Here is a 26,448-nt window from a genome sequence, read left to right as displayed (position 1 = left end):
GCGAAATGGACAAAACAATTGGAAGTTTGGCGGATGCAGTCGCGGGGATAAACGATGGCACGACCGTCATGATAGGAGGATTTGGCGGCTCTGGCGCGCCGATCGAACTCATTCATGCGCTGATCGACAAAGGGTCGAAAAACCTGACCGTGATCAATAACAATGCTGGCAATGGGAGCATTGGCATTGCTGCCATGATCGAGGCGGGCATGGTTCGGAAGATGATCTGCTCGTTCCCCCGTTCGTCCGATCCGCGCGCCTTCACGGAAAAATATATGGCGGGTGACATTGAGCTGGAACTGGTGCCACAGGGAACACTTGCCGAGCGCATTCGTGCAGGTGGCGCAGGTATCCCGGCGTTCTATACCCCGACGGCCTACGGCACGGAGTTGGCCGAAGGCAAGGCTATAGCTGAATTTGACGGGCGGCCTTATGTGCAGGAGCGCTGGTTGAAGGCCGATTTCGCGCTCATCAAAGCACATCTAGGCGACAAGCATGGCAACCTGACCTACCGCATGGCTGCGCGTAATTTCAATCCGCTCATGTGTATGGCTGCGGCAAAAACCATTGTGCAGGTATCGCAAATTGTTCCGCTCGGCGGCATTGAGCCGGAAAATGTCATCACGCCGGGCATCTTCGTTGATAGCCTCGTTGAAGTTGCAAATCCGAAGCAGGAAGAAGAACTTATTCGCGCGGGGGTAACCTACGCATGATGAGCGATATCCATGACGAAATCAAACTGTCCAACGCCCAGATCGCCTGGCGTGCCGCACAGGATATTCAGGATGGTGCATATGTAAATCTCGGTATTGGTTTTCCTGAGATGGTGGCCCGCTACCAACCGGAAGGCCGCGAGGCGATTTTCCATACGGAAAACGGCATACTGGATTTCGGCGAAGCGCCGCCGCAGGGGCAGGAAGATTGGGATCTGATCAATGCTGGCAAGAAGGCGGTCACGCTGAAGCCCGGCGCGGCTTTCTTCCACCACGCCGACAGCTTCGCAATGGTGCGCGGTGGCCATCTGGATGTGGCAATCCTTGGTGCATATCAAGTTGCCCAGAATGGCGATCTCGCCAACTGGCGAGTAGGCGCCAAGGGAGTGCCAGCCGTCGGCGGTGCGATGGATCTTGTGCACGGCGCGAAGCAGGTCGTCGTCATCACCGAACATGTGACGAAGAATGGCGAGCCGAAGCTGGTCGAAAAGTGCACTTTTCCACTGACCGGCGTCGCTTGTATCACCCGCGTCTATACCAGCCACGCCGTGATCGATATCGACAAGGGGCGTTTTGTGCTGCGTGAAAAACTGGCTTCCATGACTTTGGAAGACCTTCAGGGCATGACCGGCGCGAAACTCCATGTGGAGGGGCCGGTTGCCGATCTCGTTGTTCCGGAACTGTGAGGGCATACGATGAGTGAAGCCTATATCTGCGATTATATACGCACGCCAATCGGTCGCTACGGTGGCGCGCTTTCATCGATTCGTGCCGACGATCTTGGTGCGGTCCCACTGAGAGCGCTTATGGAGCGAAATGGCTCCATTGATTGGGAAGCTGTCGACGACGTCATTTTCGGTTCGGCCAATCAGGCCGGGGAAGACAACCGCAATGTGGCGCGCATGTCGCTGTTGCTGGCGGGTCTGCCGGTCGGGGTGTCAGGAACGACAATCAACCGTCTCTGCGGCTCGGGCATGGACGCTGTCATAACGGCCGCACGCGCAATCAAGGCAGGCGATGCTGAACTTATCATCGCTGGAGGTGTGGAAAGCATGAGCCGCGCACCTTTAGTCATGCCGAAGGCGGACAGCGCGTTTTCGCGCAAGGCGGAAATCTTCGATACGACCATTGGCTGGCGGTTCATCAATCCTTTGATGAAAAAGCAGTACGGCGTGGATTCCATGCCGGAAACGGGTGAGAATGTTGCTGAGGATTTCAACGTCTCGCGTCAGGATCAGGATGCATTTGCACTCCGCAGTCAGGAAAAGGCGGCAGCCGCGCAAGAAAATGGACGCCTAGCAAGGGAGATCGTGCCCGTCACCATCCCACAGCGCAAGGGGGAGCCGGTCATCGTGGACCGAGACGAGCACCCGCGCGCCACGAGCCTGGAAGCGTTGGCAAAGCTCGGCACACCGTTCCGCGAGGGCGGCACTGTGACGGCAGGCAACGCTTCAGGTGTAAATGATGGAGCGGCGGCGCTGATCGTCGCGTCAGAGGCGGCTATCAAACAATATAGCCTCACGCCGATTGCTCGCATTGTTGGCGGCGCTGCGGCTGGTGTTCCTCCCCGCATTATGGGTATTGGTCCAGCACCGGCGACGCGGAAGCTTTCTGCCCGTACCGGCATTGCGACCGATGCGTTCGACGTGATCGAGCTCAACGAGGCATTTGCATCGCAAGGGCTGGCAGTATTGCGCGATCTCGGAATTGCCGACGATGACAAACGTGTCAATCCGAACGGTGGTGCGATTGCTCTTGGACATCCACTCGGCATGTCCGGCGCACGCATCGCAGGGACGGCGGCGCTCGAACTCTCGATCAATGGCGGCAAATTTGCCCTTGCAACGATGTGTATAGGTGTGGGGCAGGGGATCGCCCTTGCGCTTGAACGCGTTTGAATGTGCATGAATGGCAAATCCGGATGTTTCGCCCGGATTTGTCATCTCCTGAAAAGTGGATAATACTTTTGCATGCTGGGGCCACTACAATATTGCCCGCGGCTAATGATCAAGCTAGCATGACCCATTACAACAACGTCGGGAACAACCCGTCGATCCAAAATGGGAACATTTCGATGAAAATTGCTCGCCTTGCCCTCATGGGGGGACTCCTCGCAACTGCATTCTATACAGGCTCTGCGGCCGCCCGCGATCTGACTGTCGTTTCCTGGGGCGGCAACTATCAGGATGCCCAACGAGAAATTTACTTCAAGCCCTTCTCAGAAAAGATCGGCAGGCCGTTACTGGATGAGTCGTGGGACGGCGGTTATGGTGTCATTCAGGCCAAGGTGAAAGCAGGAAAGCCCAATTGGGATGTCGTGCAGGTCGAGGCGGAAGAACTGGCCCTCGGTTGCGCGGACGGTCTTTACGAAAAGATTGATTGGGACAAGCTGGGTGGCAAGGACAAGTTTCTCGACAGTGCGGTCAATGATTGCGGTGTCGGCGCGATCGTGTGGTCGACAGCAATCGCTTATAATGCGGACAAGCTGAAAGATGGCCCGCAATCCTGGGCCGATTTCTGGGATGTGAAAAAGTTTCCGGGCAAGCGTTCCTTGCGCAAAGGCGCCAAATATACACTTGAATTCGCACTTCTTGCGGACGGGGTTAGCAAGGACGAAGTTTACGACGTTCTCTCGACACCGGAAGGCGTGGATCGCGCATTCAAGAAGCTCGATGAACTGAAGCCGAATATCGTCTGGTGGGAAGCAGGAGCGCAGCCGCTGCAATTGCTTGCCTCGGATGAAGTGGTGATGGCGTCGGCTTATAACGGGCGCATCACTGGCATTAACAGGAGCGAAGGCAAGAACTTCAAGGTGGTCTGGCCGGGCAGCATCTATGCTGTCGACAGTTGGGTGATCCTCAAAGACGCCGAAAACAAGGATGCGGGACTAGATTTCATTGCTTTTGCCAGCCAGCCCGACAATCAGGTGAAATTGCCGAAATATGTGGCTTACGGCCTGCCGAACAAGGAGGCTGCAAGCAAAGTGCCCGCGGAGTTCGCATCCGATCTTCCGACGGCGGAAGCCAATCTGAAAGATGCTCTTCCGCTCGATGTCGATTTCTGGATCGACAATTCCGAAGAATTAACGAAGCGCTTCAACGCTTGGCTCGCGCAATAATTCGCACTTTTGACCCCGCCGGCGCAACACCGGCGGAGTTTTCCTGTTTTCGGGAAGATGGAGTGATTCATTGACGGACTGCCGCATCCGCTTCGAGAATATCAGTAAATCCTACGGTGACTTCAAAGTTATAGACGGTTTGGACCTGGATATAAGCAAGGGCGAATTCGTGAGCCTGCTCGGTCCATCGGGTTCAGGCAAGACCACGCTTCTGATGATGCTTGCCGGGTTTGAAAACCCGAGCAGCGGGACGATTTATGTCGATGGAAAACCCATCAATGGGGTTCCTTCGTACAAGCGTAACATGGGGGTGGTTTTTCAGAACTATGCGCTTTTTCCTCACATGACAGTTGGCGAGAACGTTGCTTTTCCACTGCAGATGCGCGGTATCGGAAAGGGCGAGATCGGCAAGCTGGTGGATAAGGTGCTCGATATGGTGCAGCTTTCCGCAATGCGCGAACGCAAGCCCTCACAACTGTCCGGTGGACAACAACAGCGGGTGGCGCTTGCTCGCGCGCTGGTTTTCGAACCGGGAGTCGTCCTGATGGACGAACCCCTCGGTGCTCTCGACAAGCAGTTGCGTGAGCAGATGCAACTCGACATCCGTGCGCTGCATAGCCGGTTGGGACTGACGATTGTCTTCGTCACCCATGATCAAAGCGAAGCGCTGACCATGTCGGACCGGATCGCTGTTTTCAACAAAGGAAAAATCGAACAGATTGGCACGCCGCGGGCGATCTATGACGAGCCGCAGACACGTTTTGTCGCCGAGTTCATCGGCGAAACCAACCTCGCTGAAGGAACGATTGAGCGAGTGGAAGGCACCAGCGCATTTATACGTTTGAACGATGGCGGGACGCTGACCGCATCATCAAGGGGAGCGTTGGCAGCGGGGCAGAAGGTGCTCCTGTCCATCCGCCCCGAACGTATTGAGCTTGGACGCGAGACCGATTCAGATAATATTCTGCGAACGCGCGTGATTGATAGCGTCTATCAAGGAGATCATCTTCGTATTCAGCTTGATGGCAGTGCTCACGATTTCATCGTGCGGCTCGACAGAAAGGCGCGCGAATGGGCACCCGGCACCGAGGTCGTCGCCGGTTTCAATGCGGCTGACTGCTGGACTATCGCCACATGACGGTTTTTTCCGCCAAAACTGTTCGTGCGATGTTTCTGATCGCGCCTTTGGTCGTCTTTATAGCCCTGTTTTTCCTGTGGCCGCTCGGGGTGATGATGAAGCAAGCCGTATCCGATACGGCGGTATTGCGTATTCTTCCCAAAACAGCCGACGCTGTAAGTCTTTGGGACGGACAATCGGAACCCTCAATCGATATGAAACAGGCCCTTGTAGCGGACCTGAAGTCCTCGACGGATCAACAGGCGATAGGAGATATGGTTCGCCGTCTGAACAGCGCTCAATCCGGCTTTCGCACGTTGATGAGCAAAACGCTTTCAGCTATCGAAAAGGGTGACCCCGTTCCAGATCTCGTGACGATCGACAAGCGTTGGAGCCGGCCTGAGTTCTGGCGGGCGATTGCCAATGCGCTTTCTCCGACAACTGATCGCAACCTGCTTGCCGCTGTCGATATGGAACGTTCCGCATCCGGTGAAATTGTTTCCATGGCGCCCGGCACATCGGCCAATCGGGCGATTATGCTGCGTACTTTCTGGATTGCCGCGCTGGTAACATTGGCATGCGCAGCGATTGGTTATCCCTATGCGGTCCTGCTGGCATCATCTACGGGCTGGATCAAAAGCGTGCTGTTTGCTGCCGTTTTGCTGCCGCTCTGGACATCACTGCTGGTGCGAACCGCTGCGTGGTTCATTCTTCTGCAGGACAAGGGCCTCATCAACGATACGCTGATCTGGCTCGGCATTACCGATACGCCCTTTCCCTTGATCTTCAACAGGGCAGGTGTGGTGATAGCCATGACACATGTGCTTCTGCCATTCATGGTGCTTCCGATTTATAGCGTGCTTGTATCTATCCCCGGCAATCTGATGCCCGCAGCCGCATCTCTTGGCGCGCCGCCGTGGAAAGCGTTCCTGCGGGTGCTGCTTCCATTGAGTATGCGCGGTATCGTGTCCGGCATGTTACTCGTATTCATGAGCGCGATTGGCTACTATATCACCCCCGCCTTGATCGGTGGGCCGGGCGACCAGATGATAAGCTCGATTATCGCTTATTACGCAACCGGTTCGGCCAATTGGGGCATGGCTGGCGCACTTGGGCTCGTGTTGCTCATGGCCTGTCTGATACTTTACGCGGTCTACGGACGGCTCACCGCCGACGATCCCCGGGGGGCATGAAGATGGGGCGCTTTGCAAAAATCATTTTCGGCGTAGCCGCGGTAACCTTTCTGATCGCACCTTTGTTTGCCATCCTTCCGCTAGCCTTCACATCAAGCGTGTTTCTGACCTATCCGGTCCCCGGCTGGTCAGCACGCTGGTTCGAGGAACTCGCCACAGCGGACGTCTGGCGCCGAGCGATTGTCAACAGCCTCATCATCGGTTCAGGGACAATGATTTTGGCAACCGTACTGGGAACGATGGCCGCGCTTGGCTTGCGCAGCAGGATATTGTTCCTTTCCGGTCCCGTTAAGATCCTGTTCCTGTTGCCAATGGTCGTTCCCGCCGTTGTGTTGGGTGTGGGCATGCAATTGCTGTTCGTGCGGCTGGGCATAGCGAATTCATATCTTGGCGTGATCGTCGCTCACACAGTGATTTCTATCCCCTTTGTTCTGGTGAGCGTTACAGGCGCTCTGAGCGGTATCGACAGGCGTGTCGAACTGGCAGCCGAAAGCCTTGGCGCGTCACCCCTCACCGTGTTTCGAAAAATCACGCTTCCGCTTGCCATGCCGGGCATCGCCTCGGGTGCCGTGCTGGCATTTGCCACCTCCCTCGACGAGGTCGTGCTCACGCTGTTCGTCGCGGGTCCAAACCAGCGTACCTTGGCGCGTCAGATGTTTTCGACAATTCGAGAGAATATCAGCCCGGCTATCGCTGCCGCAGCCTTCCTGTTTATTGCAGGCACCGTGCTTCTGGGACTGGCAGCGATGCTCTTTCGCCGAAAGCGCATGGGCGAGGTAGTCTCCACCTAGCGCGCGTTTCGATCTGACTGGATCAGATCGGCGCTCTTTCGGCATGCGCTCTAAAGGTCGCCGGAAATTTCGTCAGCTACTGTACTGTTGGTGCGCCTTAGCGATCAATACGTGTGGAGAGGATGATGGACGACATTGTGCGCTCGACGCCTTCCAGCGCACCTATGCGATCCAGAACAGCATCGAGTTCCTGTATGGATGGAGCTTCCACGACAACGATCATATCGAAATGTCCACTGACGGAATGAAGCGAGCGGACCGCCATCATGCTGCGCAACGCTGTTTCGACTTTCGGCGCGAGCTTCGGAAGAGCTGTAACCAACACGTGGGCGCGCACCAGATCACGTTCGAATTCCGGTGCGATTCGCACCGTATACCCCTCAATAACGCCTCGCTTTTCGAGCTTCTCGATACGGCTTTGGACCGTGGTTCGGGATACTCCGAGCCGCCTTGCCAGGTCGGCTGTCGAGGCTCGGGCATTTTCACGGAGGAGGGCGATAAGCGTAAGATCGGCTTCTGTCGTCATAATGCGTATTAGATACGTCAATATGTACAAACAAACAACGTCATATCGTCAGTTTGCATGCTTCTTTTTGCATGGAACTATGCGATTCTTGCATATCCGAATTGCATTCCAAGGGGAAATTTACATGAAAGAGATCGTTGTTGTCGGTGCAGGCAAAATCGGTGCTACCATTGCCGATCTTCTCGCTTCCACGGGCGAGTATGCTGTCACCGTTGTCGACCGCTCTCAAGCACAGCTTGATGCACTGGAATCAGGCGCCGAAGTCAAGACGCAAGCACTTGATATCGAAGATGCCAAGGCCCTCGAAGCCGCTCTAGCCGGCAAGTTCGCCGTGCTCAGCGCTGCTCCGTTCCATCTGACGACCCGTATCGCGGAAGCTGCGGCCAAGGCAGGCGTGCATTATCTCGACCTGACCGAAGACGTGGCCAGCACGCGCCGCGTCAAGGAACTGGCAAAGACAGCCAAGACGGCTTTCATTCCACAGTGCGGCCTTGCCCCGGGCTTCATTTCTATCGTTGCCTATGATCTGGCAAAGCGTTTCGACAAGCTCGACAGCGTCCGTATGCGCGTCGGCGCTCTGCCGCAATACCCTTCGAACGCTCTGAACTATAACCTGACCTGGAGCACCGACGGTGTCATCAACGAATATATCGAGCCGTGCGAAGCTATCGTAAACGGCGAACTGACCGAGGTTCCTGCTCTTGAAGAGCGCGAAGAGTTCTCGCTTGATGGCGTCACCTATGAAGCATTCAATACTTCTGGCGGTCTGGGCACTCTCTGCGAAACGCTGGAAGGCAAGGTGCGCACGCTGAACTACCGCACCATTCGCTATCCGGGCCACGTCGCTCTGATGAAGGCGCTTCTCAACGATCTTGGCCTGCGTCATCGTCGTGAAGTGCTCAAGGATATCTTCGAAAATGCACTGCCGACCACCCTTCAGGACGTTGTGGTGATTTTCGTGACCGTGTCGGGCACCAAGAATGGCCGTCTGGTTCAGGAAACTTATGCAAATAAGGTCTACGCCGCTCCGGTTGGCAAGATCATTCGTTCGGGCATCCAGATCACGACGGCTTCGGCAATCTGCGCCGTGCTTGACATGCTCGCCAAGGGCGATCTTCCGCAGCAGGGCTTCATCCGTCAGGAAGACATTACGCTCGAAGCATTCCTCGCGAACCGCTTTGGCAAGGCCTATGCACAGGAAGACCATAGCGCACGTATGGTTGCTTGATAGCTCCTGCCGCATGAATGAGGGGCTTGTTGCGCTTGTGCGCAGCAAGCCCCGTTTGCGTTTTTGGTAGCGACCATCTCTGCCCTACCAAAGTCGCAATTGAATAGGATCGCGTTTAGGCGCAATGCCCGATTCAAACTGGTGGATGGAATATGTTTGTCCGCTTGATTATGTCCATCTGTGCGTCCGAACTCACTAAGTTCGCGGTGTGCTTTGAAAAAGTAGGAAAGTCATGTTGAAATCAGTTGTGCTGGCCGGTCTGGCCTCAGTCTTTCTCGCTTTGCCTGTTCAGGCGAAGGAATGGAAAGAAATCCGTATCGCCAGCGAGGGCGCATATCCTCCGTTCAACTACATGTCTCCAGACGGCAAGCTTGAAGGTTTCGATCTTGATATCGCGAATGCACTTTGCGAAGCGATGGAAGCGAAATGCACGATCGTCGCCAATGACTGGGACGGTATGATTCCCGGTTTGCAGGCCAACAAGTTCGACGCAGTCATTGCTTCGATGGCTATCACCGAAGAGCGTGAAAAACAGGTTGCTTTCACGGACCGTTACTACACGACCCCGCTTGCTGTTGTCGTTCCTAAGGACTCCGATATTACCTCGCTCGATCCAGCCGCTTTCGATGGAAAGACGGTTGGCGCGCAGGCCGGCACCACGCAGGGCAACTATGCTGACGATGTCTACAGCAAGGCGGGTGCGGACGTGAAGCTCTACCCAACTGCAGACGAAGCCAACGCCGACCTTGAAAGCGGCCGTCTGGACGCCATTGCTGCAGACAAGTTCCTCGCCGCCGACTGGTTGAAGAAGCAGGGTGCAAACTGCTGCAAGTTCCTCGGCGACATTCCGGGTTCTGAAACGAAGATCGCGGTGGCCCTTCGCAAGGGCGATGATGATCTGCGCGAGCAGTTCAACGCGGCGATCAAGAAGATTCGCGAAGACGGTACCTACGAAACGATCCGCAAGAAGTACTTCGATTTCGACATCTATTGATGCCAAAATTTCATTGGGCGCTCCCTTGAAGTTGGGAGCGTCCGGTGCTTCAGTCGGAAGACACAAAGAGGTGGAGCATTGCCCTGAACGGGTAATTTTCCAATAATATAATTATAACAATGAAATAAGGGGAATGTTTATGATGAAAGCCATCCTATTTGCGAGCGTCGCATCCTTAATCGCTGCTTTGCCTGCGCAGGCCAAGGAATGGAAGGAAATCCGCATCGCAACGGAAGGTGCCTACCCGCCTTTCAACTTTGTCGCGGCGGACGGTTCGCTTCAGGGGCTGGATGTCGAAATTGCCAACGCACTGTGCAAGGCGATGGACGCCAAGTGCACCATCGTCGCCAACGACTGGGACGGGATGATCCCCGGCCTGAAGTCGAACAAATTCGATGCCGTTATCGCGTCGATGAGCATCACGGAAGAGCGCAAGAAGGAAGTCGCCTTTACCGACAAGTATTACTCGACGCCGCTTTCCGTGGCCGTGCCAAAGGATAGCCCGATCACATCCCTGGATGCGGAGGCCTTCAAGGGAAAGACGATCGGCGCTCAAGGGTCGACTACACAGGCTACCTATTCAGAAGATGTTTATGGCAAGGCTGGAGCCGATGTGAAGCTTTATCCAACAGCCGATGAGGCCAATGCGGACCTGAAAAACGGACGGCTCGATGCGGTTGTCTCTGACAAGTTCCCGATCTCGGATTGGATCAAGGGGGACGGCGCGGATTGCTGCAAGCTTATTGGTGATATCCCCGGTACGCAGACCGATACCGGAATTGCGCTTCGTCAGGGCGACGACGACCTGCGCGAACAATTCAACGCAGCAATCAAGAAAATTCGCGACGATGGAACCTATGCCACGATTGTGAAGAAATATTTCGATTTCGACATCTACTGATTGCTTGTAATAGACGCAGCTCTTTGCTGTAAGCAACAACGCGCCGACCGAAATCGGCGCGTTTATTCTTGGTTTTATGGATGCCGGAAATGCCGATTCAGCAACAAGATGTCATCGTTCTGGGAGCGGGTATTGTCGGTGTGTCCACGGCACTCCATTTGCAGGCGCGCGGTCGTTCGGTGTGCCTGATCGACAAGAGCGAGCCCGGCAATGGCACCAGTTTCGGCAATGCAGGTCTGATCGAGCGTTCAAGCGTCATACCTTATTCGTTCCCGCAAGGCTTCTGGACGCTTGTCCGCTACGGCATGAACCGCCGTTCGGATGTTCGCTATAACGCGTTTTACATACTGAAAATGGCAGGTTGGCTGTTTCAGTATTGGAGAGAATCTTCGCCGGAGCGGTTGAAGGTCGCGACGGATGCCATGTTGCCCCTGATTGAGGCAAGCGTCCGCGAGCACGATGCCTTGGTGGCCCAGTCCGGCAGTGAAAAATTGATCCGGTCGCAAGGATGGATTGAAGTGTTTCGCACGTCTTCGGCATTCGACGCAGCCGTGCGCCGTTTGCCCGATCTGCAACGCTTCAAACTGTCCTATGACATTCTGGATGAAACAGCATTGCGCGCGCGAGAGACCTCACTTGGCGATGTAGCTGGCGGCATTCATTGGCTCGATCCGAAGACCGTCGTTAATCCTGGAGGTGTGGTCAAAGCCTATGCCGATTTGTTTGTCAGAAACGGCGGCGTCTTCCTTCATGGTGATGCTGCAACCCTGGCACCGGAAGCAGGTGGCTGGCAGGTCACGACCGAAAACGGCATTGTGCAGGCGCGTGATGCGGTCGTGGCGCTCGGTCCGCAGTCTGGCCTTGTTTTCAGGAAATTTGGCTATCCAATCCCACTTGGCATAAAGCGCGGTCATCATCTTCACTTTACCATGAAGGATGGTTTACGGCTCGGCCACACGGTGGTCGACGAAGAAGCAGGCTATGTTCTTGCACCTATGGTGCAGGGCGTGCGGCTATCGACCGGGATTGAGTTCGCTTCGCCCAATGCACCTGCAAACTTTATTCAACTGAGGAAAGCCGAGAAGATCGCCCGCAAGCTTGTGCCCCAATTGGGCGAGGCTGTTGAAACCACACCCTGGCTTGGATTGCGTCCTTGCCTGCCGGACATGCGCCCGGTCATCGGGGCAGCGCCGAAGCATAAGGGGCTATGGTTCAATTTCGGCCACGCTCATCACGGCCTGACGCTTGGGCCCGCGACGGGGCGCTTGCTTGCCGAGATGCTTGTCGGAGAAGAGCCGTTTGTTGATCCGAAACCCTATTCGGCAGAGCGGTTTCTGTAGGCCGGTTTAAAAATTTCGTGACAGGCTTGTCAGTCGTAGTCGAGCAGGGCTATCAATTGGCTCCACTTTCATATCGCACGGTTGCGAACAATCGATCCGGAAAATCTCGTGAAAATGAAGCCCTTGGGCCGTACCGGCCTCACTGTAACTGAAATTTGCCTCGGTACCATGACTTGGGGCGTACAGAATACCGAGTCTGATGCTCATGAGCAGCTCGACATTGCGCTCGATGCCGGTATCAATTTCATTGATACCGCCGAGGGATATGCGATCCCCATGAGCCCGGAAAGCTATGGCAAAACAGAGACCTATATCGGTACCTGGCTTAGAAAGTCCGGAAAGCGCGACAAGATTGTGCTCGCGAGCAAGATCGCTGGCGGTGGCAGGCAGGACTGGATTCGGGATGGTGCCAGGCCAAGCCGCAGCAGTGTCCGCGAAGCGGTTGAAAATAGCTTGAAGCGGCTTCAGACGGATTATATCGACCTCTATCAAATCCATTGGCCGATGCGGGCGCACTATCATTTTGGCCAAAGCTGGACCTTCGATCCTTCTACTACGGACGGAGCGGCAGAAACCCAGCAGATGCATGATGTTCTGCTCGGACTTGGAGACATGGTTCGGGACGGAAAGATCCGGCATATAGGCCTTTCCAATGAGACAGCCTGGGGAACAATGCAGTGGCTTCGTCTGGCCGAACAGCACGGCCTGCCGCGCGTCGCCTCGATCCAGAATGAATATAGCCTATTGCAGCGCCAGTTCGATTTTGACCTGGCAGAACTGTCGCTCTGCGAAAACGTGGGATTGCTTGCCTATTCGACGCTGGCCGCCGGCGTGCTGACCGGAAAATATCTCGGTGGCAAAGTGCCAGCCGGTTCACGCGCAGCCATTTCCGAAGGCGGCCTCTGGCGTAACAATATTCATTCGGAGCCAGCCGTGCGTGCGTATATCGATGTTGCCAAGAAGCACGGCCTCGATATTGCTCAGATGGCTATCGCCTTTACGTTGACGCGTCCGTTCATGACGTCGGCAATAATCGGTGCGACGAACGTGGACCAGCTTAAGACTGATATCGCGGCTTATCAGGTCAAGCTCTCGGATGATGTTCTGCAGGACATCGAAAAAGTCTACAGACAGTATCCGCGTCCGCTTTGAGCCCCAAAAGCCCGCCGGACTGGCGGGCTTTTCTATCCGGCGAGATAAACCTCGTGCTTGACGATCCATTGATCGATAGGCGTTTCACTCGAAGAACTGACAATCACCATCCGGTCGAAGCGAATGCTGCGACCAACGAGCAAGTGTGCCATGCGTTTGATCTCTGTTTCGCGCAAGGCATGGTCTGCGACGCCATAGGCAAGCGAGACATGCGGAAGAAAGACCGAAATATCTTTTTCTCCAGAAATATCGAGGGAATCCTGCTTTAATGTCATCAATGGGGATGTCTTCTGCAGCGCAGCGTAGAAGGAGCGGAAATAAGCGTCTGTTCCCGCCACGTCCTCAATCGTAATTTCCAGCGGTTCGCGGCCAACTGCAAGGCTGAGCACCAGCGGCAGCAGTTCATCTGCCGAACGTTTCATATCGGGCACGAGCGTCGCATGTGGCTCGAATATGGGCGAAGCGAAGCGGCTCGCCAGTTCCGTCACGATAGATTCGAGAAATAGGAGATCGTCACGTGCGGGACGCAACCATATGGAATGGAAACTCATTGATTTGGCATCCCCCGAATGCCACGTTCGTTTTTAATGGGCCTGACGCTGCTGCGGAGAATGAGCGGCAGTTCAAGCACGACAGTTTGTGGCGGAGCGTTTGGCGCCGCATGTCGTTCGTCCAGCAGCCGGACGATTTCGGCTGAAAGGCGTTCTGCGTTTTGATCGAAAGTTGTCAGGCGATAGGCACCCCAGCGCGCTTCAGTAACGTTGTCGAAGCCGATGACCGAAATATCGTCGGGAATGGAGAGATTGAAGACATCGCGTGCGCAGTCCATCATGCCAAAAGCCATAAGATCGTTGACGCAGAAAATGCCTTCGGCCCGCTCTTTTTCGCCTAATAGCAGAGATGCCGCGCCGTAACCGCCATCATAATCTGTCAGTTCGCCACGCTGCACGCTGACGCTTAATCCAAGGCTTCGCGATTTTTCAATGAAAGCGTTCTCGCGCTCGACGAGATTGAGACTGCCGACATTTGACGTTATGAGGCCGAGCCTTTTCATGCCACGTGCGGCAAAAATATCGACCGCCGTTTCGGCGGCAAGCCGATTATTGATGTGAATGTGATCGGCTCCTTCTTCGGTTCGCCCGACCAGAATGAGGGTCTGGCCGTTTCGTTGGGCGAGCTCGACAAATGATGAGGAGGGCATGCCGGAAAGAACCACCGTTGCTTCGGCTCGATAACGAAGCAGCGTTTCGTGAGCCGCAGAGAGATTTTCGCCGTGCTGGCCGGTCGGGATCAATACCGGCACGCTGCCACGTGCGGCAAGCCGTCGGGAAAGTGCTGCGATCTGGCGGGAGCGAAAAGGGCTGTCTGGGTCTGCGGCAATCATGCCAACGATACGGCTGCGATTGGCAAGGAGGCCTCGCGCAAGATCATTGACTTGATAGCCAAGTTTTTCAGCCGCTTTCAGTACCTTTTCGCGTGTTGCGGGCGAAACGCTGGCGCCGGGCGTAAAGGTCCGGGACACCGCAGAACGGGACACACCTGCCTCAAGCGCGACTTCATGTGCACTGATGAAGCGCGGCTGGTTATCCACGATGTCCTGCTCTTGAGGCAGTTCTTTATCTGGCATCTTATCGCCCTACTTTTGAAAGGACATCGGCTCGGAGGAAACGCTCGACCACGAACATGAAGGCAATTGATGGCACCAGCAATATCAATGCGCTGATCGATGCGATTTGATAATTGCCTCCGGAACTTGCTGTATAAAGCAGCAGGGGCAGGGTGGAAATATCAGGAGCGCCCACGAAGTACGTGCCCGTGAACTCGTCGAGCGATTCAAGAAAGACAAAGATCGCGCTTGCAAGGAGACCGGGCGCGACGATCGGCAGGGTGATGTCGACGAATGTCCTGAGGGCGGAAGCGCCCATTGAACGAGCCGCTTCTTCTATCTCGCGATCGATTGCGGAAAACGCTGCCGTGGCGATCCAGACTGCATAGACCAGACCATGGGTGACATGCACCAGAACGACACCGGTGATCGTGCCATTCAAGCCAAACGAATAGAACATTTGTGCAATGTTCACGTAAACAGGAAGGTTGGGGAAAGCTTGCGGGATGAGCAGCGTCAAAAGGATCAGGCCGCGAAATGGCAGTTTCAATCGTGCGAGAGCATAGCCGGCGGGAATGGCAAGGCCTAGCGATACGATCACGGTGAGGGCTGCAATAAGGACGCTGGTGCCAAGCGATGAGAGCGCATTCCCGCCAGGTGAAAACACATTCGTCCAGAATGAAAACCCATATTGAAGCGGCAATGTGTGCGGGAAATACCAGCGCTCAGCGACAGCCCACAGCAGCAGGTTGGCGAGCGGCCCGAAAATCGCGAAAGCGAGCAGGCCAAGCAATATGCCGCGGGGTATCCAGCGCCAGTCAAAGGTGTTGCTCATTGGCCGTGCTCTTTCATGGTCTGACGGAGGTAAATCCAGGCGACAAGACTGGTCATGAGAAGTGAGATCGTACCCAGTGCATTCGCGACGCCGTAATCCCCATAAGCATTAATGCGGAATGCCATGTTCGCCGTGATCATCGTTGGTGATTGCGCATTGATCATCAAGGGCACGGACAAGACGGACATCATGGTGACAAAGCTCAGGATAAGCCCGACGAGCAGTGTCTGACGAACTTGGGGGAGGACGATTTCGATGAGAATTCGCAGCCGTCCGGCGCCAAGATTGCGAGCGGATTCGATTGTGCTGCGATCAAGGGATGCCATGGCGCCCGCGAGCAGCAGCGTGACGAATGGTGTCTGTTTCCAGACGAATGCGATGACGATGCCGCGCCAGTCCAGAAAGCTCATTGCCTGCAGTGGCGTGAGGACTCCGGTTTCGATGAGCAGGCTGTTCATCAAGCCGTTCTTGGCAAGGAAGGTGCGAAGTACCTGGCCAACCACGATGAAGGGAATGAAAAGCGGCCATCGATAAAGCCAGCGCAGAACAGCAACGGCGCGCGCATTGGAGCCGAGTGTCAAATAGCCACCGATCGCAACAGAGAACAACGCGATCAGCAGAGACGAGAGTGTGACGATGACAAAAGTGAAGATGATGTCGCTGGAATAAAGTTCGAATGCTTTCGTGAAGTTGCCGGTTCCCCATTCGCCGGAAACCTGGAAAGCTCCGGTAATCGCCCCGAAAAGCGGTACGATGAACAAGAGCAGGACGATCGCCAATGCGGGCGCGACAAGAAGAATACCCGTCAGTCGATGCGGCATTCGAAACCTCATGCAAGTGAGTGCGGGAGCGCTCAGACTCAAAATCTTGTTCAGCTGAGCGCTCCAATCGAGGGTAGGGTTTAGTTGCCTACCTGACGTTCATACGCTTCCAGAATAGCAGTGTTATAGGGGGCGATCGGGAAAGGCTTTCCGTACTTCGCGAGGTCGTCCGGCGAAATATCGGTGAAAAGCTTGTTCCAGGTGTCGCCGTCCAGCTCTGCCTTGACGTGGTCGGCATCAATACCCGGATACCAGTTGAAGCGCTTGACGATGCCTTCGGCCTGCACCTTTGGGCTTGTCGCCAACGCGACGAATTTTTCGGCAAGTTCCTTGTGCGCACTCTTTTCCGGGATCACATAGTGCATCGGCTGTCCGGGCATGCCGGGCGCTGGAAGGACAAGTTTCATTTCCGGTGGCAGTTGTCCATTTGCCTTCCACGAATAGAACATATCTACCCAGACCGGTCCCATCGCGATTTCGCCGCGGCTCAACATGTCCAGCGTGCCAGCGTTGCCGGGCGTGAGAGTAGCATTCTTTGTAAAGTCCTTGAGGGAAGCAAACGCCTTGTCCCAGTTCTTTGCTTCGCCTTCTTCGAAAGGACCCTTCATCAACTTGTCTGCGTCGCCGCCATAGGCGTAAATCCAGCCCATGACGAAACTCACGCCAGACGCGCCGCCCTTGATTCCGTTATAGCCGAACTGCTTCGGGTTTTCCTTAGCCCATGCCACAAGTTCGTCATAGCTCTTCGGCGGATTAGCGACGAGCGCGGGGTTATATGCAAGCGCGGTCTGGCTGTTGAACATCGGCATGACGTAGCCATCGACATCAGTGCCGAGCGCCATTTTTGCATTATCGCGTGTCACCAGCTTGCCGCTGTCAATTTTGCCGCGATAGTTTTCGAGAAATTTCGCCGTCACCATCGGTCCGACGAATTTCTCGTGGACGACGGCGACGTCCGTATCCCACTTTTCCACGCCAGCTTTCGACTGGGCTTCGAAGCGTTCCAGAATCTTCTGTGAACCCGCATCGCCAGGGCCGGTTCCAACCACGCGAACGGTTGTGCCGGGATTTTCCTTCTCGAACAACGGTCCGAGATACTGATTGATATAGTCGACCATGTTCTGGTCGCCCGCCGTGATGACGGTAAGTTCGTCGGCGGCGGCCGGTGCAACGGTGAGGCCGATTGCCATTGCCGCGTTCAGGATAGTTCTCATGAAAGGGCTCCTGTCTGAAACCGGGATTCCGGTCGTATGATTGGACTAGATGCAGCGCATCCGGTGACGTTGTTGATCGGGAATGGTGAGATTCATGAGCGGTCTCGCCCATGAAATCGAGCTCGAAACGAGTCTCCCTCGCATCGGTCTGGTATTGGCATCGCGGCCAAAATGCACAGCCGTGCATTACCAAGTTCACGAAAGATTCCGTGGTTCATTGATCGCGGATTTCCTTAACTCAACGATAGGCACAGGCGCCCGACTCTACAGCCCACTGACTATCTGTCGAACAGAAACAGGGCTTGCTCCGGTATGCGGATATCTACATTTTCTCCGGGCTGGTGGCTCTTTTGAGCGTCAACCATGATATGCCTGTCCCCAACACGGATCATATGTCTCCAAAGGCCACCGGGATAACTCGTTTGTTCGACCGTGCCGTTGAGGATCAACTCGGCCGCTCGGGAGTTCGGGTCGGCCCCTGGCTCGGTGAGACGCGCTGCTTCGCTGCGGAAACGTGCTGATGCCAAGCCGTCGGAAAGATTGCGACGGCCTGCGGAAATAGTGCTGGCCTTGTTGTTGGCGCCCGCTGCGATCTCTATGCGATTGGCCTGTATCTTAACCGGTACTTCGATCAGGTTTTCCGCGCCCATGAACGCTGCGACGAAATCGGACGCCGGATGATTATAAACCTCTTCAGGTGTGCCGGCCTGAGCAATTTCACCATTATTGAGAATGACGATGCGGTCGGCCATAACCATGGCTTCTTCCCGGTCGTGCGTTACATGAACTGCGGTGATGCCGAGACGGCGCTGCAAGGCGCTGATTTCGTGACGAACTGAAAGTCTGATCCGTGCATCGAGATTGGAAAGTGGTTCGTCAAGAAGGAGGATGTCAGGCTGAACGGCCAGTGCGCGCCCAAGGGCGACGCGCTGGCGCTGCCCACCGGAAAGGGCGGCAGGTTTGCGTTCCAGCAATCCATCAAGCCCCAACAGGCGTGCAACGTCCTCGACCTTCTGCTTGATGGTTTGTTTCGCGACGCCGCGAATGCGTAGGCCATAACCCATGTTTTGCGCGACAGTCATATGCGGCCAGAGCGCATATGACTGGAAGACAAGCGCCATGCCACGCTTGTCTGGAGGCAGCTGAGTGACATCCCTACCATCTACGCGGATTGCGCCGTCGGATGGCATGTTGAACCCCGCAATAGCTCGCAACAGAGTCGTCTTGCCGCAGCCGGAGGAGCCCAGAAGCGCGACGAACTCGCCTTTCCTGACGGATAGATTCACGCCCTTGAGAACTTCGTTATTGCCATAGCGAACGCGCGCGTCCGCCACCTCCAAAAACGCTGGCATAAGCACCTCCTCCCCAGGATCGCCGGCTGGTCTTATTGTTTCTGCACAGCCGTGCAAAATGGATTGAAGCATCTTTAAGTAACCTCGACAAGCCGCAAAAATGAAATTGCGAGGGAAAAGTGTCTCAGGTTCCATCATGGAACGCCGTGTAGAGGCTGTTTAGCGGGACTTCATAACAGCTGTATGACGCAAAGACGAAGACGTGGACAGCTTTGCAAAGCTGTCCACGTCGCACGCAAGCGGGGCTGGCGCAGCGGTGCCCCCGAGCTCGCGGTCAGCTTTCTTTTGCATGCACTTCGAATTTGGCAGTCCTCCGGGAGACGTAGATGAACGCGGCGAGGAACATCGCTGTCATCAGCAGAACGATAGTAGGGGGGGGGGCACTGTCGATGAAGTAGGAGAGATAGACGCCGAAGAAGGATGCACCGATCGCAATCCCCACGGCGAGCAGCATCATGATGCTAAACTTGCCTGTGAGCAGAAATGCAATTGCACCGGGCGCAATCAACATGGCGATGGCCAGAATGATGCCCACCGCTTTCAGGACGCCGACAATCGTCAACGAGATCAGGCAAAGCAGCCCATAATGTAGCAGACGGACCGGGAGGCCGACCGCTCGGGCTTGTGCCGGATCGAACGCATGGAGCAGGAAGTCGCGCCATTTGGCGAGAAGAATGCCAGCGGTCAGTGCCGCGATCATGGCCGTTTCGACCAGGTCAGACAATGTTATGCCGAGCATGTCGCCAAATAAAATGTGGTCGAGATGTACCGTCGAGCGGATTGCAACATAAAGAACCAGGCCGAGGCCGAACATACCGGAGAATACGACCCCCATCACCGTGTCCTGCTTGATACGGCTGTTCTCGGAGAGGTAGCCAGTTGCAAGGGCGCAGGACATGCCCGCTACAAATGCTCCGATGCCGAAGGGTATTCCGATGATATAGGCGACAACCACGCCCGGAAGAACGGCATGGCTGATCGCGTCACCCATCAAAGACCATCCCTTGAGAACCAGAAAGCACGACAGCAACGCGGTCGGGATCGCGATGAGCACTGAAATGGCCAGCGCATAGCGCATGAACTCGAACTGAAATGGGGAGGCCAGCATTTCAAATGTGTTCATTGTCGGAACTCCCTGAGGGCTTTTGAAGTCTTGCGACGTGCGGCCAGTAGTCCGTGCTTCGGAGCAAGGAGAAATATGCTGAGGAAAACCACCGTCTGGAGCACAACGATGATGCCTCCCGTCGCACCATCCAGAAAATAGCTCGCATAGGTCCCGACAAAGCTCGTGATGGAGCCGATCGCGACAGCGATCCAGAGCAGCCGCGAAAAGCGGTCCGTCAGTAGATACGCGGTTGCACCGGGCGTCACGACCATACAGATGACGAGGAAGGCACCGACTGTTTGCATGGCGGCGACCGTGGAGGCCGACAGCAATGTGAAGAACATGACCTTCAACAGATTGGGACTGAGGCCTATTGAACGCGCATGGTTCTCATCAAAGAACACCACCATGAGGTCTTTCCATTTCAATAGAAGCAGCGACAGGGAAACGAAGCCGATAATCGCCAACTGCAATGTATCCTCCGGCGTAATGGCGAGAATATTGCCCAATACAATGGTTTGAACGCTGACTGCCGTCGGCTTGAGCGAGATCATGAAAAGGCCGAGCCCGAAGAACGAGGAGAAGATCAGGCCTATGATTGCGTCTTCCTTCAGCTTTGTCCTTTGATTGAGGAAGAGCATCGCTGCCGCTGCAAGACCGCCCGAGAAGAACGCACCAATGGAGAAGGGTAGGCCAAGCATGTAAGCGCCCGCAACACCCGGTACGATTGAATGGGACAGGGCGTCGCCAATCAGCGACCAGCCTTTCAGCATCAAAAAAGCTGAAAGAAATGCACACACGCCACCAACCAGTGCGGAAATCCACATCGCGTTCAACATGTAGTTATAGCTGAACGGCTCAAGCAGTAGCGTCATGGTTTCCGCTCCTGTTGTGGGCCACCGGGTCTCCCTTCTCATAAACAACGAACGGTCGTTCATCGTCTGTTATGACGCTGACTGGTGCTCGTCCGGAGCGTTCAGTCTTGCCAACTACGAGATGGCGCAACACGCCGTCGAAAGTCTTTTCGAGATTTGACTGCGTGAACACTTCCGCAGTCCGCCCGTAATCCAGAACCGTTCGTTTCAACAACACAGTGCGGTCACAGAATTCGGGAACGCTGCCGAGATTATGCGTGGAGACCAGCATGACGCGTCCTTCCTCCCTGAGGCTGCGAAGAAGAAGGATGATCGCTTCTTCGGTCTTGACGTCCACGCCGGTAAAAGGCTCGTCCAGAAGAATAACGCGCCCATCCTGTGCGAGCGCTCGCGCGAGAAATACCCGTTTCTTTTGCCCGCCGGAAAGCTCGCCGATCTGCCGATGACGAAACTCGAGCATGCTCACGCGGGCAAGCGCATTCTCCACGGCTTCCTTGTCGGCGCGGCGCGGGATGCGCAGCATGCCCATATGGCCGTAGCGTCCCATCATGACAACATCTTCGACGAGAACGGGGAAGTTCCAGTCGACATCTTCGCTCTGCGGAACATAAGCCACCAGATTATGCTTCAATGCCGCTTCGACGGGCATGCCAAGTATGGAAATTTCGCCCTTGGCGAGTTTAACAAACCCCATGATCGCCTTGAACAAGGTCGATTTTCCAGAGCCGTTAACGCCGACGAGTGCCGTGATGGTTCCGGTCGGGATTGCAAAGCTTGCATTATGCAAAGCCGTATGACCATTCCGGTAAGTGACTGTCGCGTCTACTACGTGGATTCCTTTCTCCGGAGCAGAGTGAAGGGTTTTCCGAATATCTACGGGCGAACTCATTGCTTAAGTCCATCAGCAATCGTGCGCGAGGTGACTTTCAGCAGATCGATATATGTCGGCACAGGGCCATCCGGCTCAGAAAGTGAATCGACATAAAGAACCCCGGCATATTTTGCGCCCGTTTCTCGGGCTACTTGCTGGGCGGGGGCTGAGGATACCGTGCTCTCTGAAAACACGGCAGAAATGCCGTTTATACGCACCGCATCAATTACCTTGCGTACTTGTTGGGGCGTGCCCTGCTGGTCCGCATTGATTGGCCAGAGATAGAGTTCCTTCAGGCCAAAATCCCGCGCGAGATAGGAAAATGCGCCTTCACTCGAAACCAACCAGCGCTTGTCCTGGGGGATCGCCTCCATCTCCGCCCGGATCGGATCGATGGCGGCTTTGATCTTTGCCTTATAGGCTTCGGCGTTTGATTTGTAGATATCTGCATGGGCTGGATCGTTTTTGACAAAGGCGTCGCGAATATTATCGACATAGATTAACGCGGCATTCGGGGACATCCAAGCATGTGGGTTTGGTTTGCCGCTATATGGGCCATCGGAGATATCGATAGGCTGTACCCCATCAGACACAATCGCGCTTGGGACATTCTTGAGGCGCGAAAAGAATTTTTCGAACCAAAGTTCCAGTTCCAGCCCGTTCCAGAGCACCAACTTCGCATCCTGTACTTTGACCATGTCTCCAGGTGTGGGCTGGTAATTGTGAATCTCGGCGCCTGGCTTCGTAATTGATTCAACGATTGCCGCGTCTCCGGCAACATTCTGCGCGATATCTGCAATAACAGTAAAAGTCGTCACGGCCTTGAATTTCTCCGCCAGCGCACCGTTTGTGCTTAACCAGACGAGAGCCATACTCAGAAAGCCGAGCTTAGTTATTTGTAAATTTCGACACCGCATACCCACATCCTTGTTGCTAATAATTTGCAATTGCATAAATGGTTGATGCTTGGATAGCAAGTGCTTTTGCGACCTATTTGCATCAGGGGTCCCGGTTCAAGATTCTGATTGCAAAATGCTTCTGCACGTATAAATTGCACACAATGTGACGGGTTGTATTGTCGAGATGTGTCTTCATTGCAGAAGAGGGGCGTGCACCCGGTAAACTCGTTTATTCTCGATGCTTGGATTGGATGAACGAGATGATCATGAGCTTGTTGATTAACAGAAGGGGGGCAGGCTAAGGAAATGGGTGCGCATAAACCACGAATGAGCGGGACGAAATGGGGCTTGACCTGTGCCACTACCCAGATCGGGCGGATCAATTATCGCGCAACCGGAACGACTTTCCTTGTCTTGCGAGAACAGGTTCGCAATCTAAGGTGGTGTTTTTCTGCGCAGGATGGCGAGATTTCCAATTGCCCGACCGGTACCGTGTTTATCATTCCGGCTTCCGCCAAATTGTCAATCGTCTGGCCCGAGCCTACAGAAGTATTGATAGGGCAGCCAGACAGGCTTTTTCTTAGAGATGCTTTTTTTCCGAATATTTGTAATCGTGATATCGAGATTTTTGGCAACTCAGAAAAGTTCTTATGTAAAGAATGCTTGCCAATATCAAATATGATCTGGGATGAAATCCGTCTACGGGGCGAGCAGGACGAACCTTACCTGCGCGCTCTTGGTTTGGTCCTGATGCATATAATAGCTCGCAATGCACCAGGCAATCGTATTCCCATGGATAGCAAAGTTGGACTCGGCAAATTAGCGTGCCATCGTATCGAAACGTACCTCACTCAAAATTTTCATCGGCCTCTTTCCGTCCCGGATATGGCCGAGTTGCTCGGAATTTCAGCGGGTCACTTTTCAACGTCCTTTCGCAATAGTTTCGGACAGACACCGCATCAGTACTTGATGGGGCTAAGGCTTGATGAAGCCGAGCGTCTGCTTAGGAAAACGTCTATATCGATAAGAGATATTGCCCGCCATTTGAGTTTTTCCAGCCAGAGCCACCTAACCACAGCACTACGCAAACACCGGCAGCTCACTCCAGGCGAACTGCGCAAATAGACGCGCAATGGGTTCCTCGGGCATCGATTCTTGGTGTTTGTTTCATGTCCATGCCGTTTCATGGAGCAGTTGGCGTGTCGGTCGGCTTCCGCTTCAACCATTTGCGCCAGATATGAATTTCACTTCGGCGGCGTAAGCGACGGACGCGATGAGAATCATGCGAGAGAACGATAAGTCCGAGAGGAAGCATCCAGAAACCCAGAATCGGAAGAAAGCCCAGAGATCCGCCGACAACGAGTGTACCGCCAAGCATGCGACGCATCATGACCGATTGCGGCATGGGGATTCGTCGGCCAAGAATCACAATGGCCTTTTTACGGGGTATTTCGGCGTACTGATCGCTCACAGGGCATCTCTCAGACTGATATGGTTACAATTCACAGGCAGAAAATCTCCCAGAGAATATAGGGTTTCGAGGGCATAATGCAAAAAGATGAAAAAAAATGGATTTAGCCCTTTGCAAAGGCGAAATCCTTTTGCTATACGCCACCTCGCTGACGCAACGAGCACCTGTTCCCCGGTAGCTCAGCGGTAGAGCAACCGGCTGTTAACCGGTTGGTCGCTGGTTCGAATCCGGCCCGGGGAGCCACTTCTTTCATCTAAGTAATTGATTTATAATGCAAAAAGCGACCACATGGGCCGCTCTGCATAATTTCATTCATAATTAAGCAGCCTGCCCAATCAGGGCAAATTCAGCCGAATAATCAGATGAGCGGCGACGACGAAACCAACCATCATCCATGCGAACCGCACCGTGAGGGTGCGGGTCATGCGGTCCAGGGCGCGCTCCAAGTCACGAAAATCGGCTGGTGTTGCGGGCTCCATCGCGGCGGACCTCCGTAACACGGAACCGGCGCAAGTCGTCGAACTCGATCTCGTCACCCTGCCGCGCATGAACGGCATCGGGATAGCGGTGCAGATCCACCGAAAATTCGTAGCGGTGGCCAGTGACGAGCGATTCAACGCTGTTGCCTACCCTGTCGCGCCGACCGATCTCGACGGGAACGTCAGTTGGGTTTTCCTCCAGAATGCCCTTGCCGATCCATTCGGGCGTTCAGGGTCACGGCCTGACCTTCCGTTCGGACTGGCGCGCATAGGCGTGAATACGAAGCGAATGGAGAATGTCCTGTCGATGACTCGGCTCGTCACGCAGTCCAGGCGGTCGAAAATAGCCATGCTGAAAATCCTTTCGAGGAAGAGGTGCCCCCACGGCAATTGAAAACCGTGGGGGCTGGGGGGCGATTGTTTTCCGACGTCAAGATCGGCGGCTCGACTGGAAAGGTGGATATGGCCGCATCCGAGCCGAAGCGATGAAGGCGCAAGGCGTCGTTCAAGAAGATTATCAGCGCCGCCTTAAAACCTCTCGTGGATTTACGGATCGCTTGCACGCTACCATCGAAAACCTCAATGCTTCGCTTGGTGTCGCTCTTCTGCCAGCCTTCAACGATATCGCCGATAAGGTTTCCGAAGTGGCGAACAAGCTCGCTGCCTTTGCCGAAGCCAATCCGAAGCTGACGCGCTCCATTGTAATGGTGACGTCATCGCTGATCGGTATGCGCTTCGCTCTCACGGGCCTGCAATTTCTTGGCTTGATGGGAAAAGGCGGCGCGCTATCTGTGGCATCCTTCGCCATCGGCAGTATCGGGAAGGCAAGTAGCCTTACGGGAAGCATCTTGTCGGGCACGCTCGGCAAGGCGATTACAAAGGTTTCCGGTCACTTCGGCACGCTTGCCGTCCGTTCGAAGCTTGCTACGGCTGCAACTGGCAAGGCGCCGGGCGTATTCGCCCGGCTTGCTGACGCTGGTATCGTTGCCGGTCGCGGCCTTCTTAAAATGCTCAATCCGCTCAATCTTCTGCGCGGTGGCTTCTCTATTCTTCGAGGTGCAGCAGTAGTCCTTCGTGGCGCTCTGATGTTTACCGGCGTCGGCGCAGTCCTTGCCGGGATCGCGGCGGCAGGCACGCTGATCTACAACAATTGGGAAGGACTGAAATCCTTCTTCGTTGGTGTCGGGGAAGGCTTCGTCAAAGCACTTGAGCCGGTAAAACCAATCATTGAACCTATCGCGAAATTTTCGACGGATATCTTCAATTCGATTAGCAATCTCCTTGGACCGTTGGGCGCAACAAACGCCGTATGGAAGTCATGGGGTGAAACGGTCGGCGTCGTCGTCGGCGGTGCCGTTTCAACCATACTCGAAAAGATCAGCACGCTTGTAGGCTGGCTTCGGTCAGGCGTTGAAGCGGAAGCGGCAGGCAAGCTTATGTCTGCACTGTCTGGACCCGTTGGCCCTAGGAGCCTTCCTTATACCGTTACTGGTGGCTCCGATGGTTCTGGCGGCGTGAATACGCCTTCGTACATGGGCGGAGCTATCGTACCGGACGGTAAGCGTGCAGAGGGCGGGCCAATCTCTGCCGGTAGTTCGTATCTTGTCGGCGAGGAAGGCGCGGAAAGCCGCGCAACCAGTCACGGCTACCAGCAATGTCGTCACCTTTCCTAGCAAGCCGGTCACAGACAAATAAACGGGAGGCCCGCTTTATGCGGGCCTCAGACCGCTGACAAACCCATCGATATTTTCGACGGGTTTTGTTCTGGGAAGTATGCTGTTTTGGGCGGCAGAGTTTTGACGCAGATTGAGAAGGGTGTATCCGGCTCATGCGCTGACCGGTTTTGG

27 protein-coding genes and 1 tRNA gene are annotated in these 26,448 nt (G+C 55.0%); 16 read left to right on the top strand and 12 right to left on the bottom strand.

All coding sequences use genetic code 11. From position 1 onward, the window contains the following. Positions 1-5: 5 nt before the first annotated feature. From F9K78_RS02685 to F9K78_RS02655, 7 genes are all read left to right on the top strand, one after another. Positions 6-713 (top strand): 3-oxoacid CoA-transferase subunit A, encoded by a 708-nt coding sequence (locus F9K78_RS02685; RefSeq protein WP_121985369.1) that lies wholly within the window; start codon positions 6-8, stop codon positions 711-713. Further along, the gene (locus tag F9K78_RS02680) at positions 710-1,399 is read left to right on the top strand and encodes a CoA transferase subunit B (protein ID WP_121985370.1); all 690 of its coding nucleotides are present in this window, start codon (positions 710-712) and stop codon (positions 1,397-1,399) included. The genes F9K78_RS02685 and F9K78_RS02680 overlap by 4 nt, the downstream gene beginning before the upstream one ends. 9 nt (positions 1,400-1,408) lie before the next feature. Then, positions 1,409-2,611 carry a 3-oxoadipyl-CoA thiolase gene (gene pcaF, locus F9K78_RS02675; RefSeq protein WP_121985371.1) on the top strand — a complete coding sequence of 401 codons (1,203 nt, stop codon included), beginning with the start codon at positions 1,409-1,411 and terminating at the stop codon, positions 2,609-2,611. Between the two features lie 176 nt (positions 2,612-2,787). Then, positions 2,788-3,831, top strand: coding sequence for an ABC transporter substrate-binding protein (locus F9K78_RS02670; protein WP_121985372.1), 1,044 nt, complete (start codon positions 2,788-2,790; stop codon positions 3,829-3,831). Between the two features lie 70 nt (positions 3,832-3,901). Beyond that, positions 3,902-4,969, top strand: coding sequence for an ABC transporter ATP-binding protein (locus F9K78_RS02665; protein ID WP_121985373.1), 1,068 nt, complete (start codon positions 3,902-3,904; stop codon positions 4,967-4,969). After that, a complete protein-coding gene (locus F9K78_RS02660) occupies positions 4,966-6,141 on the top strand; it encodes an ABC transporter permease (RefSeq protein ID WP_121985374.1) in 1,176 nt (391 codons plus the stop codon). The genes F9K78_RS02665 and F9K78_RS02660 overlap by 4 nt, the downstream gene beginning before the upstream one ends. 2 nt (positions 6,142-6,143) lie before the next feature. Continuing rightward, on the top strand, positions 6,144-6,932 hold the full coding sequence (locus F9K78_RS02655; protein WP_121985375.1) for an ABC transporter permease: 789 nt from the start codon (positions 6,144-6,146) through the stop codon (positions 6,930-6,932). Positions 6,933-7,029: 97 nt separating this feature from the next. On the opposite strand, the gene F9K78_RS02650 is transcribed toward F9K78_RS02655, so the two are convergent. Beyond that, the gene (locus tag F9K78_RS02650; RefSeq protein WP_162929814.1) at positions 7,030-7,458 is read right to left on the bottom strand and encodes an Lrp/AsnC family transcriptional regulator; all 429 of its coding nucleotides are present in this window, start codon (positions 7,456-7,458) and stop codon (positions 7,030-7,032) included. A gap of 124 nt (positions 7,459-7,582) precedes the next feature. Here F9K78_RS02650 and F9K78_RS02645 point away from each other — a divergent pair, with 124 nt between their 5' ends. From F9K78_RS02645 to F9K78_RS02625, 5 genes are all read left to right on the top strand, one after another. Beyond that, a complete protein-coding gene (locus tag F9K78_RS02645) occupies positions 7,583-8,686 on the top strand; it encodes a saccharopine dehydrogenase family protein (RefSeq protein ID WP_121985376.1) in 1,104 nt (367 codons plus the stop codon). A gap of 232 nt (positions 8,687-8,918) precedes the next feature. Further along, the gene (locus F9K78_RS02640) at positions 8,919-9,680 is read left to right on the top strand and encodes an ABC transporter substrate-binding protein (protein WP_121985377.1); all 762 of its coding nucleotides are present in this window, start codon (positions 8,919-8,921) and stop codon (positions 9,678-9,680) included. A 139-nt stretch (positions 9,681-9,819) separates the two neighbouring features. Beyond that, on the top strand, positions 9,820-10,581 hold the full coding sequence (locus F9K78_RS02635) for an ABC transporter substrate-binding protein (protein ID WP_121981487.1): 762 nt from the start codon (positions 9,820-9,822) through the stop codon (positions 10,579-10,581). 89 nt (positions 10,582-10,670) lie between these two features. Then, a complete protein-coding gene (locus tag F9K78_RS02630; protein WP_121985403.1) occupies positions 10,671-11,921 on the top strand; it encodes an NAD(P)/FAD-dependent oxidoreductase in 1,251 nt (416 codons plus the stop codon). Positions 11,922-12,035: 114 nt separating this feature from the next. Beyond that, positions 12,036-13,073 carry an aldo/keto reductase gene (locus tag F9K78_RS02625; RefSeq protein ID WP_121985378.1) on the top strand — a complete coding sequence of 346 codons (1,038 nt, stop codon included), beginning with the start codon at positions 12,036-12,038 and terminating at the stop codon, positions 13,071-13,073. A 32-nt stretch (positions 13,074-13,105) separates the two neighbouring features. Here F9K78_RS02625 and F9K78_RS02620 read toward each other — a convergent pair whose 3' ends face one another. From F9K78_RS02620 to F9K78_RS02575, 10 genes are all read right to left on the bottom strand, one after another. Next, positions 13,106-13,624, bottom strand: a complete 519-nt coding sequence (locus F9K78_RS02620; protein ID WP_121985379.1) for a haloacid dehalogenase — start codon at positions 13,622-13,624, stop codon at positions 13,106-13,108. Beyond that, entirely contained in the window at positions 13,621-14,700 is a 1,080-nt protein-coding gene (locus tag F9K78_RS02615; RefSeq protein ID WP_121985380.1) for a LacI family DNA-binding transcriptional regulator, read from the bottom strand. The genes F9K78_RS02620 and F9K78_RS02615 overlap by 4 nt, the downstream gene beginning before the upstream one ends. A 1-nt stretch (position 14,701) precedes the next feature. After that, positions 14,702-15,514: an ABC transporter permease gene (locus F9K78_RS02610; RefSeq protein ID WP_121985381.1), complete on the bottom strand. Its 813-nt coding sequence runs from the start codon at positions 15,512-15,514 to the stop codon at positions 14,702-14,704. Next, positions 15,511-16,335 (bottom strand): ABC transporter permease, encoded by an 825-nt coding sequence (locus F9K78_RS02605; protein ID WP_121985382.1) that lies wholly within the window; start codon positions 16,333-16,335, stop codon positions 15,511-15,513. Before F9K78_RS02605 ends, F9K78_RS02610 begins: the two co-directional genes overlap by 4 nt. 80 nt (positions 16,336-16,415) lie before the next feature. After that, complete coding sequence (locus tag F9K78_RS02600) at positions 16,416-17,549, bottom strand: ABC transporter substrate-binding protein (RefSeq protein WP_174813353.1); 1,134 nt, start codon at positions 17,547-17,549, stop codon at positions 16,416-16,418. A 278-nt stretch (positions 17,550-17,827) separates the two neighbouring features. After that, a complete protein-coding gene (locus F9K78_RS02595; protein ID WP_121985384.1) occupies positions 17,828-18,901 on the bottom strand; it encodes an ABC transporter ATP-binding protein in 1,074 nt (357 codons plus the stop codon). A 274-nt stretch (positions 18,902-19,175) separates the two neighbouring features. Then, complete coding sequence (locus F9K78_RS02590) at positions 19,176-20,024, bottom strand: metal ABC transporter permease (protein WP_121985385.1); 849 nt, start codon at positions 20,022-20,024, stop codon at positions 19,176-19,178. Next, positions 20,021-20,881 carry a metal ABC transporter permease gene (locus F9K78_RS02585; protein WP_121985386.1) on the bottom strand — a complete coding sequence of 287 codons (861 nt, stop codon included), beginning with the start codon at positions 20,879-20,881 and terminating at the stop codon, positions 20,021-20,023. The genes F9K78_RS02590 and F9K78_RS02585 overlap by 4 nt, the downstream gene beginning before the upstream one ends. Further along, positions 20,865-21,770 (bottom strand): manganese/iron ABC transporter ATP-binding protein, encoded by a 906-nt coding sequence (locus F9K78_RS02580; protein ID WP_121985387.1) that lies wholly within the window; start codon positions 21,768-21,770, stop codon positions 20,865-20,867. Before F9K78_RS02580 ends, F9K78_RS02585 begins: the two co-directional genes overlap by 17 nt. Continuing rightward, entirely contained in the window at positions 21,767-22,624 is an 858-nt protein-coding gene (locus tag F9K78_RS02575) for a metal ABC transporter substrate-binding protein (protein ID WP_235925378.1), read from the bottom strand. Before F9K78_RS02575 ends, F9K78_RS02580 begins: the two co-directional genes overlap by 4 nt. Before the next feature lie 333 nt (positions 22,625-22,957). Between F9K78_RS02575 and F9K78_RS02570 the strand changes: the two genes are divergently transcribed. Then, a complete protein-coding gene (locus F9K78_RS02570; protein WP_121985389.1) occupies positions 22,958-23,776 on the top strand; it encodes an AraC family transcriptional regulator in 819 nt (272 codons plus the stop codon). 58 nt (positions 23,777-23,834) lie between these two features. Here F9K78_RS02570 and F9K78_RS02565 read toward each other — a convergent pair whose 3' ends face one another. Then, complete coding sequence (locus F9K78_RS02565; protein WP_174813412.1) at positions 23,835-24,056, bottom strand: hypothetical protein; 222 nt, start codon at positions 24,054-24,056, stop codon at positions 23,835-23,837. Positions 24,057-24,290: 234 nt separating this feature from the next. On the opposite strand from F9K78_RS02565, the gene F9K78_RS02560 reads away from it, so the two are divergent. The 3 genes from F9K78_RS02560 (at position 24,291) to F9K78_RS02550 (ending at position 26,274) form a co-directional block, all read left to right on the top strand. Further along, a tRNA-Asn gene (locus F9K78_RS02560) sits at positions 24,291-24,365 on the top strand. Between the two features lie 180 nt (positions 24,366-24,545). Further along, a complete protein-coding gene (locus F9K78_RS02555; RefSeq protein ID WP_121985391.1) occupies positions 24,546-24,995 on the top strand; it encodes a hypothetical protein in 450 nt (149 codons plus the stop codon). 91 nt (positions 24,996-25,086) lie between these two features. Further along, complete coding sequence (locus F9K78_RS02550; RefSeq protein WP_121985392.1) at positions 25,087-26,274, top strand: phage tail tape measure protein; 1,188 nt, start codon at positions 25,087-25,089, stop codon at positions 26,272-26,274. Positions 26,275-26,448: the final 174 nt, after the last annotated feature.

Origin of the sequence: Brucella pseudintermedia (assembly GCF_008932435.1) — a bacterium.
In the GTDB taxonomy this organism is placed as follows: Bacteria; Pseudomonadota; Alphaproteobacteria; order Rhizobiales; family Rhizobiaceae; genus Brucella; species Brucella pseudintermedia.
The sequence above is the reverse complement of the archived record's forward strand: the minus strand, read 5'-3'. Positions and strand labels throughout refer to the sequence as shown.